Raw genomic sequence first — 11,515 nt, forward strand, 5'->3', positions numbered from 1 at the left:
TTTTGCGAAAAATATCATATAACGTAGCAAGGCTGATGCAATTAGAAGATCCTGTGAACCGGATACAGATGATAGATATAATGGATGAAGTGGACTCGGATCTTACATGTGTGGCAAAGTTTATTTTTGAACCAATTCCCAGTATGTATTGATTTTTGAGAATAACAATACCTTTACTCCTTTTGATGACGCATAGGGATAACTATGCGCTTTTTTATGCTGAATATAGGATAATAACATCTCAAAAAGCAACTACTCCACCTGATTATGGCATTCTCCTGCACAAAAACTTCTTCATGAAACAACCCTATGTCACGGAGACGAGTTAATGACTTTAAGGAATAAGCGTGATAAAATCCTTTTGAATGGGGTTTGTACTCAACAGTCATTAACCATCGAGCAATGGATTCACAGTCAACAGAATCGGTTTTTGTACGCCTTAGAGTGGTCGATTTTTTATATTCCGATATCAAGACTGGATTTACTTCCATGAACGTTAGCGAGGCGTTTTCAAGGAAAAGCTCAAGATTCAGGGCATAATGAGATGTTGATTCAAACCCTATTCTTATGTCCTCAGGTGAGGATAAAGAGTTAATAGTTGTGAGTAGTTGATCAAATCCTTCTTTATTGTTTTTAAAAGTGAATTTAGCAACTATAGATACTGTCCAATCAGTCTAACATCCGTTACCATACCGACTTACGCATGGATTCCCATTTTCATCGAATGATAAATACCTTTGATTATGAGGATGCTCTCTTCAGGATTGATTCCAATCTAAAAGAATTCCGTGATTTAAAAGAAAAGTATGTGGTCTTCAGTGCCAGGAACGCTGGCAATCCACAGGCAGCTAGGCGAGAGCTGCCCGAGTTAGCACAGGAATACCAGAAGTCGAGGCATGAAATATTCCGCGATTTTGCCTCTCTTCTCGAAAAATTTGAAGATCCGATAGTCAACTCTTTCATAATGGTTGAAAAAATCTGTAATGGACAGATTTACGACAGCCGGCTTTCCAATGGTCCTATAGAATCCATAAACCGCAAAGCCAAAGACTTAAAGCGTCTGGGAAGAGGATTCAGAAACTTTGAACATTTCAGAAACAGGTTTCTTTATTCAACAAGGATCGAACCCGACACTCATTGGCGTTTCTGATTGTAACCCTGTTGTCTATTTTGAAGAAGGCGAGTTTTGAAAGGAGAAATATAACAATGATAAGATTTAACGACAATGTTTCAGCCGAACTTCAGGATATCCTAAACATAGAACTGCACCGATACAAAAGAGAAATTCCATCTATTACATATGAGGAATGGGATATGCTTGTAGACTGGGTCAAAGAAAGAAACACCCCCTATACAAACGGAGATGGTGTTTATGGTGATGATGGTTGGCCATTAGACTTTATTAACACTCTAAGATTCTGGGAGGATATGCGCGAGGATTTTGAATCCTAAGCTCCCGTGAATTTATACCAAGGATTCGGTATAAACTCATTTAACAAACCATCGCAAAGTCTTGTATTTACTGGCTTTGCAACTACAAAATATTGTATCAAAAGTGCCCATTTTGCTTGCGATTCCTTTTAATCCTTGGTATATTTATACCAAGGAGGTAATTGCTATGGAACTGAAAATCAATGAGCCTTGGATCACCAGCAAAGTCAGATGCCAGAACGGTTACGCTTATATCGACAAGCCTTTTTGGAACGCTGAAAAACAGTGCGCCGACCATAAGCGAGAATACATCGGTAAGTATGATGGCAAGGTCTTTACTCCAAACAATACATATCATCGTCTCAAATCTGAGTATGAGCAAAGTCTTGTTGCACCTAATACCGGTCCGGTTCCTACAGAGGTATGCCTCAGACAGTTTTATAGATCAACATATCTTCTGAATGAGATATGTGACAAAACCGGCATTGCTGCAGATCTTGGCAAATGCTTTGGCTCTTTGGCACCGCAGATAATGTCTGTTGCTTATTATCTTGTGCTTGAAGAAGGCCAGCCCATGTACAGGTTCCATAAGTGGGGCCTGACTCACAGGCATCCATATGGCAAGGATATCCTTTCACAGCGAAGCAGCGAGCTCTTTGGCCTCATCACTGAGGAAGCAAAGATGGCTTACTTCCGGTACCAGGCAAAACGCCATGGCCTGAATGAATACCTTGCATTTGATACAACATCTATCTCTTCATACAGGGCGCTTATAAAGCAGGCGAAGTATGGAAAGAACAAAGAAGGTGATTCCCTGCCGCAGATAAACCTTGCACTTCTGTATGGAGAGGAAGCAATGCTCCCTGTTTATTACAGAAAGCTTGCAGGCAACATCACGGATGTTAAAACCATAGAGAACCTCATAAAGGATGTTGATTTCCTAAAACTCGATAAGCTAAAGCTTGTCCTGGACAGGGGCTTCTACAGTGAGAAGAACATCAACGATCTCATGAAGCACCACCATAAGTTCCTCATTGGTGCCAGACTCTCACTTAGCAAGGTGAGCAGCATACTTGATAAGATCCGCGCGGATTTTGTTACCCGCTATAACTATAATTCAGAGTTAAAACTATATGTAATGTCATTTAAAGAAGAATGGGACTATACAGAAGAAAAGCCCCGCACCGGAGAGATAATCACTGACAAAAAGCGCATATATCTCCACTTCTATTACAATGACCAAAAAGCTACTGACGACAAGACAAGGTTCAATGCCATGCTTGACCGTCTTGAAAACAATCTGGTAAACGGCACTCCTGATCCAGCTGATGAAAAGCTCTATCAGAAGTACTTTACAATACACGAGACACCTGTAAGAGGCAAAACCTACAGCTTTAAGGAGGAAGCTATCCGAAAGGCTGAGAAGAACTACGGTTACTTCGCGCTCATGAGCAATGGAATCAAAGATCCAGTGGAAGCGCTGCGCATATACCGCCTCAAGGATCTTATCGAAAAATCCTTTGGCAACCTCAAAGAAAGACTTTCCATGCGGCGTATGTCCGTCGCATCAGAAGAAAACTTTGAAGGCAAGCTGTTTATTCAGTTCATAGCACTTCAGATGGTGTCTTATATCAAAAAGCAGATGGATGAAAACGGTCTGTTTAGCAAGTATACGATCCAGTCATTACTTGATGAACTGGATACTATTGAGTATTATCAGCAACCCGGCAAGGCACATCATCTATCTGAAATAACAGCAAAGCAATGTGAACTCTATGAGTTCATGGGTGTAAATGTCCCGACATGATTTGAGTGATTTTTGTCCGGATAATTCAAGAATCATGTCCGGATGTTTCAGGAATCAATCCTTGGTATAAAATGACGGGACTTTAGGTTATAGCGAATTCTATTGAGGACAAAAAATGGGAGCTCCTAGCTTTAGCTCCCACTCTTATAATGTAGTTATTTTAGTTTCTACTTATCTTTTATATCAAGAATTATCGTCTTCAGCTATGCCCGTCCCGCCTATTGCTCTATTCCTAATTGCTCCTATCAAAATAGCTAAAAGGACTGCTTTTTTTTCTCGTGTATCTATCTGATTCAAGATGTCTATTATTTGCGAAGACAACTGGGTTGTGAATTCAAACCTGTCATCTGCCATGTACATTGCTTTACGTATAAATGGTCTTATTTCAGAAATAATTTCCTCCGCTTTAGCATCAGAGACCACAACCGGGCTATTTGCCTGATAATATGGTAATCCCTTTATATTATTAGCCAATAACATTAGTAGTAATCCATACTCTCTTTCTGAAAGATTTATAATTCCCGAACAAAAAATCTGATCAAACAGCTTTTGATAAAAAGCCTCCGGGCACTGATTTTCAATCGTAATAAACCTCACCAGCTCAAATAAGTAATCTGTATAGTGATTGCTCATCGCATCTAAAAGGCTCTTGTCATCATCATTTATATCCTCAATATTTATCCTTATTTCATCAGAACACTCTATTATATTTTGAAACTTTAAATAGCTTTTTTCTGTTCTCTCAGATAAATATTCTCTATATAATTCGATATATGTATTAACATGATTATTACTATTTATTAGTTTACTGCTAATTGTTTTATCCATTCATTTGATCTCCTAAAATTAGTATTTATTGCTTCCGATGTCTCCTGACAATAACAAATGTTGTTCGACCATATCTCTCTATCATATGCAAAATCGACTTTTTTTATTTTTTTATCTAATAGACCATCACTATTCCTATAGTTTTCTATATCTCCCCATTTGATTTCTACTGTTATCTTAGGTTGATCCATTCGCCCCATTTTAATTAAATACGCGACAATTCTATCTTTTTCTTTATCAACATTTTTTCTGTTTTTTTTCAGATTAACAGCATATCGTAGCCCATAATCTGTCAACCGATAAACCTTATACCTTCCAACCCTTAACGAATCTATAAAATTTGATTCTACTATTCTCTTCATACTTTCAGTTAGAGTAGAAGCTTTCATTCCTAGTTTTCTACTCAAATCCTGATGAGTTATATTTTCATGCGCGTATATCATTTCAACGATCTTATCGAAATTTTTTATTTTCGATAAAGCCTTATTAGATTCAGACCACACATATTCGTCTCTCTTATTTTCATATGAAGTATGTGAGCATGCCCTTATAACTCCGCTTAATTCCCCAAGTCGGTAAAGTACTCTAAATTTTTTTATTCCCAAATACTTCTTTTCAAAATATTTAAGTATGGCACGACCATATTTTTCACTCTGCTTAAGAGCTATATCATCTCCATCCATTTGCTCAATTATACTGGTAATATTATTATCAATATAGTCTAGCAAAGTATCATATTCTTCTCTTTCAAATTCTGTACCGATATCTAATTCTGTTCTATACCACTCCATGTTATCATCTCCTTCAAGACATCTCTGCCCTTATGCACGAATCTGCTCAACTTCAGTTTTGAACGCGTCCCTATATACCAATTGTCGAAGCGGAAGCTTTGTCATAAAAATGCATGCTTTAACGCCATCACAAGAACCACCATTATCACATTTAAACATTTCTATATTGTTGGTTCCCGGAATTGAACAAGCGCCACAACAGTTAGCTTCATAGGCTGCCCCACAACAATTACCCCAAATAACTGTTGTATCATACCCAACATATCCCTGCACCTTGTTTATAAAATCCTGCCCGCCATAAGAATAAGATGGCACAATTAATAACGAAACGCCAAAGCATCTGCAAAGAAAGTCACTCCACCTTGACTCATTATCTGATAAGAACTCAGAACATATCAAGACTGACACTCTATGAACAAATGGAATATGTATAATCATACTTTCTTTTATATCGTACTCTCTAAGCGCCTCCTCTCTATTATCCCTTTTGCTAACAAATGGATAATATTTATACTGAGTTCCTATAACAAAGCCAGATGCATACGTTATAGTTGCTCCATTTTCGCTATCGTGCCAATAACTTGGCCATATAGTAATGTATGGAACATGCTGCCCTTTTTCTATCCTGTTCCTATATAAATCATAAAAAAATTTATCGTTCTCTTCATTAGTTCCATCCACACTCTCTGTTCCAAGTGCCTCTGGCATAAATATTATATCTGCACCATTATCAGCTGCAATTTTCCAATCTTCAAGCATTCTATAATATAACTCTTTTCCAAAGTTACCTAAAGAAATACTAATGCCACATTTTTGGTACCCTTTTCTTGTAAAAGAGCCATATTTTTTCTTCAAAATATTCTGCTTGGATGTCATCGGCGCAAACGCAATAGATAATTTACCATCTTCAGCATCTGCTAATGCTTCACCAGAAATGATAATATTATTTATTCTTCTAGTTCCATCCCATACAAAATAAGCAAAATTATTTAACTCACCATTAAGTCCATAAAAGGCATCACGGTTAAATACACGCTTTTCTCTGTCAGAGTCGTCTGAAGCATAAGTCTTGCGAATCGGGAACTTTGGATTGATCCATATACCAGTTTCCTCATAATTTGTATTTAAAGCACCTATTTGAACATAATCATCATCAGCAGCTATTCCAAGCAACGACCATATTGATAGTTTTTCTCCTCCATAATTTTTACTATTATAAGTCATTTTGCAATCTAACCATTTAGCTAATGCATATGCCTTAATATATTTCGATTGATCACTATTCCTTTCTATCTCGCAGACTATTCCTTTTAAATATGTGTTAAATTTAACAATATTTCCATCCCATATATTGTTACATTGTATATTTATATCATTACTAGTTTCTTGGAAAGCATTAAGTGAATAAAACTCCGTAAATTGATCATTCCCAAAATCATTTAATACTGACAATATACGGGAAAGTAAGTTCATCGTAGTTATTATGTCATTCTTGTAATTCATAGAGCAACTCCATTCCCCTTTATAGTAACATCTATTATAATTGTACTCAAAAAATATTTCAATTACAATTCAATTATATTTCAATTATATTTCAATGATTCTCAACCTCAGAATTTCACTACTCAAATCCAAAGCCCTGCTGAAACACTCATTTACAAGCAAAACAGCAGGGCCTATTATCCAAATAAAAGTTCATCAAGATACCCAAGCGGTCCACATAACTAGGGATGTTTTTCCAAATTTATATAACTTCCGAGTCATCCGGCTCAGTATTTAAAATGGTCTCATATTCCAGAAGAGACTTATCAACAAGCCACGGCTCATTGACATATAAAGGTGTCTCACCTTTCGGTATCGGATATGGATCAAATTTATGATGCATCCTCTAAATCCCCCATTTCCTCTATCTCTTCACCACCCGCAGAAGCAAATATCTTAACCTGATTTATGTCGTCTATCAAATCATCATAGCGCTTCCCATCCATATAAATGAAATCTTTGAGCATAATATACAGCACATAACCAATTGCATAAACCGCAAGCACAATTATTACCATAAACAGTATTATGGATATATAATCAATGTCATGAGTATCAACATAATTCTTAAAAAGTATGCCGAATGCGGAAGCCACGATTGTTCCCATCATTCCCAAAGGTTTTTTCACTTCTGCCCACGGCGCATTTTTTGCTTTATTGCTTTTAGCTTCACCGACAATCAAGTCCAGTTTTTGGGAATCATTGATATCTATACTATAATCCTAAAGCAGCTGTATAAATACATTCATTCGCCTTGCGGAATAAGGCTTCCGAATCTCCTCCAACAGCCTCTCCTTATTCTTTCTTATTGAATCCAGTATCCCCATTATGACAATAATTATAAACATACCAACTGCCGAAACACCCATGTAAACCGTAAACATATCATCAAAGATCACATTTGATACAGCAAATATAGCAAAAAGCGTCGCGAATATTATAAATAAGCCAAATAAAGCCAATCTGTAGCGCGGCTGCTCATCGTACCTGATTACAGAATTAACGCTCTTCATCCTTAGCTTATACTCCACGAAAAAATCGCAAAATCTCATTATTTCTCTGCCTCTCTCCCAAAAACTTCTCTTCACTTAAAATTGCTGTATGAACTTATACAGATTCACGTATTCATACTTTCCCCATGTTATACTTCACCCGGATTCCATCTCTTTATTTCAAAATACACCTTTAGAACACTATCCTTCAGATCAAGTATCCCTACAGAATTGTTATATGTGATATACGGACTAATCTTCCTTGCCACATCCACCTTCTTATTCTCAAAGTTCTTACATGTCTTACTGATATACTCCGGAAACAGTTCATACCGCTCCACCTGTTGTAATGTTGTACCAAACGCATTGCTTATTGCTTCAGCCGAAAGATAATTCTCTATCTCTTTACCTTTTGTAACCCAGCAATATAAACCAGCCTTTTCAAATTCATTTCTAACTCGCATTTTTGTTTTATTTATGCGACCCTTTGGCTTTCTAATATCGCTATCCATAACGATTACAGCATTCCTATTTGTAGTCAGAACATTTATCAGATCATCCGTCCTATCTTCAAATTCATTTGCTTCATAATGTGATAGCAGCCTGCCACCATAATACATAAACTGAAAATGTAATCCTTCTTTGTAGTTGAAATCAGGAACAAATGTCTTAAGCCATTGAAGAATATATATTCTGTCAGATGGCCCTTCCACCCATATTATTCCATTTGTTTGAAAAAGATCACTGGCTCTTACTCCCAGATCATCCAGAATTTGATTCCTTTCTGATCCATTTGTAATATCCGTCAATGATGATTCACCATTAGTCTTAGTTACATGATACAATTTAGCATTATCTTTCCTATAGAATGTATTTATTGCTACAGGTGAATGGCTCGTGATAAATATTTTTGTATTCTTCTCTGCTGCAAAGTCATATAAATAATCAAACACTCTCCTTTGTAAAGCAGGATGTAGATTATTCTCAATTTCTTCAAATGCATAGCATAATTCTAGCGAACGATATTTCTCAGTAAGAGGGATCAGATACAGATTAATTAAAATAAGAATTATTGTTTTCAATCCGCTCCCGGACTTGGAAATGGCATATCTTTTTCCATCTTCCTCCAGGTAGATTTCCCATCTGTATCCTTTTTCCGTTCTTTCGCCTATCTGTTGAATTCTAATAGCAGAAAAAAATGCATCCGGCTGCATAATCGTGTTTAATTCTTTAAGAATCACCTTTTCAACCACGGATTCATCATAAGATTCCGTATTGATAAACTTTCTTACAAGATTTGTAGCACCTTCTCCATTTTCGCTAATCTCTTCATTATCAGTCTCAATTTCCGGCACAATATCTCTTTCTGCGCTAATACGCAGCATAGCAACGTCGCTAATATCCCGACCATACCGACTTGTAACGTTAACCCAACTATGCAGAAGTCCTTCTTGCCACGGCTCATTTAATGGTATTTCATTCTCCCCATTTATATCCGGAACTAAACTATTTTGCCAGCACATTGACATGTTTTTCCCCAGAAATTGCCTGGCATATTCAAAATCAGACAGATATTGATATGGCAAAGCACGATTTCGCTGATTATCACGAAAGCCTTCCAAAATATGTGTTTCATCCAACTTAAAAACAAGTCTTAACTTATCTCTATCTACACCCCGACTATCAGTAATATGCCCTTTTCTAAATAAACTTTCAATAACATCAATCAAGCTGGACTTTCCGGAATTATTCTTTCCAATGATTAATGTTATATTTGTGCCCAGCTCCAATTGGTGAGTCTCATGACTTGAAAAGCTCTTATATGAATCAAATTCCAAAGCAGATAATAATAACAAGACATTATTTGCCATATCCAACACCTTCTCGATTATTTTCCTATGATACTATTTCATCTCCCATAAAAGAAACTTTTATATCTTATCGAACACCTCATTTCCTTTACAAACCCTGATTCTCCCTTTCTTCCCATCAATCTGTATTACCATCCCACTCACACAGTCACATACTGTAATCATATCAAAGCTATCAAGCCACAAAAATCTCAACCCCATTCTACGATAATGCAAATCCTCCCCGGCTTCTTTATTGATTGCCATTCCAATAGCTTCTACATTATCAATAATCAATGCCTGAAAAGCATCTAAGCTCCTCACCGTGTAATCCGCCTGTCTAAGAGCACTTATAGAGTATCCATTGGAAGCATAACCTCCGCCCATGCCCCAATACACCTCATTCTCGCCAAGTTCTACCAAAGTTGAAATGTGTTCATGCCTTAGCACCTTGTAATCGCTATCTGTAATCTTCTCTGTAAGTTCTGTTACGCCCTGTAAATGTGTTTTTTCAGTTATCTCCGGCCAATTATCCCGAAGAATTCGGACCATTTCCTGCTTACAGTATAAATTCTCATCACTGTGATCATAAGTCTGTATCATATAAAATGCAGCATCTGTAACGAATGCAAAAATCTGATATTGACTACGTCCGACAAACCCATCATCTCTAAACCTTCTTGATAGATGGAAGTGATAGATTCCCCAATCATTGAGCAATAAATCGTCGTAAGCACTGTTTCTTATCTTATCAGACATAAAAGGTGTAAGATCCTCACCCATTCTGATCTTGGTCTCAAATTCCTTCAATGCCAATTCGTATTCTTTAGGATATAAAAACTCCTTTGAATAAAAAATTGTTCGTGGCATTCTAGGTAACAACCGCTTTTGAATATTAAAGTACTGGTATATTGCATCTTTTCCAGTGATTTTCCCATAACCGGCATCCTTAAGGACACACTCTGCCCATTTTGTAAAATCTTCTATAAGCGATATATCAACAGAAACCCTATAAGATTTAATTACTATAGATTCATACCGCAACAAAAGACTCCCTATAGTGCTCTCTTAAGCTCATCATAAGTAAGATCATCCTTGTCCATTATTAAATAGAATCTCTGAAATATATGCCTTTATTTGTTTTTGCAATTTCTCTTTATTATCTTGGTTATCCATTTCCACCTCTGTATCACCAATAAAAGTCATTACTTCATATTCATTCTTCTTTGCATGGTTTGAATATAATACTTGGCCTGTAATCTCCAGTCCTTTGAATTAACTCCTCCTCGCCTAATATCTTTACTAAATTTGCAATTTGATCCCTTAGAGCTTTTTTACTATGATAGTAAATCGTGGTTGTCGCATATTTATGTCTAATTAGCCTCGCAATAATATCCCCATCTGTAACAGCCAAGGAATGGCCATAAAAATATATATTTATTTTTGTTGGTTTTGCTTTTTGATTTGCTTCATAAAACGCATTATTCGCCTCTATCCAAGATAAATAATTACTCCCTGTCTGCTTATATATTCTCTGATAAAACTTCTTAAATTCTATAAAATAATTATCATTAGTACGTTCAGGCTCTTCAAGATACTCCTCAATTCCTAACACCATATTACAAGTATCAATATCGTTTTCTAAACTAGCCTTTCCATGAATATAATCATATTCAATATTTGTATTTCCCATCCCATACCATTTTTCATATGTATCTGAATAATTAAAACTCAATACCCTGTCAATAGACAGTTCATCAATATCTTGAACTCGCTTATCAATGTCCTGTTCCTCAATAAATGATGTTATGTACAATTCATAGCTTCTAGTCAATCTATTCAAATCATTTATCATTCTTTTTTTTATCAATGCAACATCTGTAATAGATAACCTATCCTCAGCACCTTCTCTAAAGTAACATATTACATTTTTAATATGTTCCTCCACCGGAATCCTTTTTTGATAATCCCTTTTTCCTCCTAGTATAGTAATGATGTAGTCATTAAGGACTACAGTTAATAGTTTCTATTTCCAAATCTAAGTAATGATTGAAGGGAGGATTCCCCTCTCATCAGATATCATCAAGGAGCTTAACTAACAGTTATACATGTCTGTAGCTCCCGTATACTCCAGACAGATCATAAGGTATATAATCATCGAGGCAGGATCATTGACGGTTCCTCCTTGGGAGCCAGCTTCGGTTGGTGATACCTCGAAAAAAGTCTGTCAGTCCATTCGGTGGTGATTTATGTTTTGGCTGGTTGGGAGCCTCA

The 11,515-nt window shown here is 36.5% G+C and carries 13 protein-coding genes; 3 read left to right on the top strand and 10 right to left on the bottom strand.

Translation table 11 applies throughout. The features are described from left to right. Positions 1 to 173: 173 nt before the first annotated feature. Complete coding sequence (locus BLR42_RS24150; RefSeq protein ID WP_278289431.1) at positions 174 to 656, bottom strand: IS110 family transposase; 483 nt, start codon at positions 654 to 656, stop codon at positions 174 to 176. A 68-nt stretch (positions 657 to 724) separates the two neighbouring features. Here BLR42_RS24150 and BLR42_RS20525 point away from each other — a divergent pair, with 68 nt between their 5' ends. From BLR42_RS20525 to BLR42_RS23720, 3 genes are all read left to right on the top strand, one after another. After that, on the top strand, positions 725 to 1,150 hold the full coding sequence (locus tag BLR42_RS20525; protein ID WP_170832908.1) for a transposase: 426 nt from the start codon (positions 725 to 727) through the stop codon (positions 1,148 to 1,150). 56 nt (positions 1,151 to 1,206) lie between these two features. Further along, positions 1,207 to 1,452: a hypothetical protein gene (locus tag BLR42_RS20530; protein WP_091873230.1), complete on the top strand. Its 246-nt coding sequence runs from the start codon at positions 1,207 to 1,209 to the stop codon at positions 1,450 to 1,452. Positions 1,453 to 1,618: 166 nt separating this feature from the next. Then, a complete protein-coding gene (locus BLR42_RS23720; RefSeq protein ID WP_091873232.1) occupies positions 1,619 to 3,238 on the top strand; it encodes an IS1634 family transposase in 1,620 nt (539 codons plus the stop codon). Positions 3,239 to 3,421: 183 nt separating this feature from the next. Here the strand turns inward: BLR42_RS23720 and BLR42_RS20540 are convergent, their stop codons facing one another. From BLR42_RS20540 to BLR42_RS20575, 9 genes are all read right to left on the bottom strand, one after another. Further along, positions 3,422 to 4,066: a hypothetical protein gene (locus BLR42_RS20540; RefSeq protein WP_091873235.1), complete on the bottom strand. Its 645-nt coding sequence runs from the start codon at positions 4,064 to 4,066 to the stop codon at positions 3,422 to 3,424. After that, positions 4,039 to 4,857: a MarR family winged helix-turn-helix transcriptional regulator gene (locus tag BLR42_RS20545; RefSeq protein ID WP_091873237.1), complete on the bottom strand. Its 819-nt coding sequence runs from the start codon at positions 4,855 to 4,857 to the stop codon at positions 4,039 to 4,041. The genes BLR42_RS20540 and BLR42_RS20545 overlap by 28 nt, the downstream gene beginning before the upstream one ends. Positions 4,858 to 4,887: 30 nt before the next feature. Next, the gene (locus BLR42_RS20550) at positions 4,888 to 6,360 is read right to left on the bottom strand and encodes a hypothetical protein (protein ID WP_091873240.1); all 1,473 of its coding nucleotides are present in this window, start codon (positions 6,358 to 6,360) and stop codon (positions 4,888 to 4,890) included. A gap of 241 nt (positions 6,361 to 6,601) precedes the next feature. After that, positions 6,602 to 6,742, bottom strand: a complete 141-nt coding sequence (locus BLR42_RS23130; RefSeq protein WP_170832909.1) for a hypothetical protein — start codon at positions 6,740 to 6,742, stop codon at positions 6,602 to 6,604. Then, on the bottom strand, positions 6,732 to 7,028 hold the full coding sequence (locus tag BLR42_RS20555) for a hypothetical protein (protein ID WP_139165227.1): 297 nt from the start codon (positions 7,026 to 7,028) through the stop codon (positions 6,732 to 6,734). The genes BLR42_RS23130 and BLR42_RS20555 overlap by 11 nt, the downstream gene beginning before the upstream one ends. Positions 7,029 to 7,121: 93 nt before the next feature. Then, on the bottom strand, positions 7,122 to 7,451 hold the full coding sequence (locus BLR42_RS20560; RefSeq protein ID WP_091873246.1) for a hypothetical protein: 330 nt from the start codon (positions 7,449 to 7,451) through the stop codon (positions 7,122 to 7,124). Between the two features lie 89 nt (positions 7,452 to 7,540). Then, a complete protein-coding gene (locus BLR42_RS20565; protein WP_091873248.1) occupies positions 7,541 to 9,262 on the bottom strand; it encodes an ATP-dependent nuclease in 1,722 nt (573 codons plus the stop codon). A 60-nt stretch (positions 9,263 to 9,322) separates the two neighbouring features. Beyond that, entirely contained in the window at positions 9,323 to 10,111 is a 789-nt protein-coding gene (locus tag BLR42_RS20570; protein WP_139165228.1) for a hypothetical protein, read from the bottom strand. A 346-nt stretch (positions 10,112 to 10,457) separates the two neighbouring features. Then, positions 10,458 to 11,189: an AbiH family protein gene (locus BLR42_RS20575; protein ID WP_091873254.1), complete on the bottom strand. Its 732-nt coding sequence runs from the start codon at positions 11,187 to 11,189 to the stop codon at positions 10,458 to 10,460. Positions 11,190 to 11,515 lie beyond the last annotated feature (326 nt).

The sequence above is a fragment of the Butyrivibrio sp. INlla16 genome, from assembly GCF_900104155.1.
Classification (GTDB): Bacteria; Bacillota; Clostridia; order Lachnospirales; family Lachnospiraceae; genus Butyrivibrio.

Coding starts and splice junctions, on each gene's coding strand:
- BLR42_RS20525 (WP_170832908.1), top strand. CDS start 725: ATGATAAATACCTTTGATTATGAGGATGCTCTCTTCAGGATTGATTCC.
- BLR42_RS20540 (WP_091873235.1), bottom strand. CDS start 4,066: ATGGATAAAACAATTAGCAGTAAACTAATAAATAGTAATAATCATGTT.
- BLR42_RS20530 (WP_091873230.1), top strand. CDS start 1,207: ATGATAAGATTTAACGACAATGTTTCAGCCGAACTTCAGGATATCCTA.
- BLR42_RS20550 (WP_091873240.1), bottom strand. CDS start 6,360: ATGAATTACAAGAATGACATAATAACTACGATGAACTTACTTTCCCGT.
- BLR42_RS20545 (WP_091873237.1), bottom strand. CDS start 4,857: ATGGAGTGGTATAGAACAGAATTAGATATCGGTACAGAATTTGAAAGA.
- BLR42_RS20570 (WP_139165228.1), bottom strand. CDS start 10,111: ATGCCACGAACAATTTTTTATTCAAAGGAGTTTTTATATCCTAAAGAA.
- BLR42_RS23130 (WP_170832909.1), bottom strand. CDS start 6,742: ATGCATCATAAATTTGATCCATATCCGATACCGAAAGGTGAGACACCT.
- BLR42_RS23720 (WP_091873232.1), top strand. CDS start 1,619: ATGGAACTGAAAATCAATGAGCCTTGGATCACCAGCAAAGTCAGATGC.
- BLR42_RS20565 (WP_091873248.1), bottom strand. CDS start 9,262: ATGGCAAATAATGTCTTGTTATTATTATCTGCTTTGGAATTTGATTCA.
- BLR42_RS20560 (WP_091873246.1), bottom strand. CDS start 7,451: ATGAGATTTTGCGATTTTTTCGTGGAGTATAAGCTAAGGATGAAGAGC.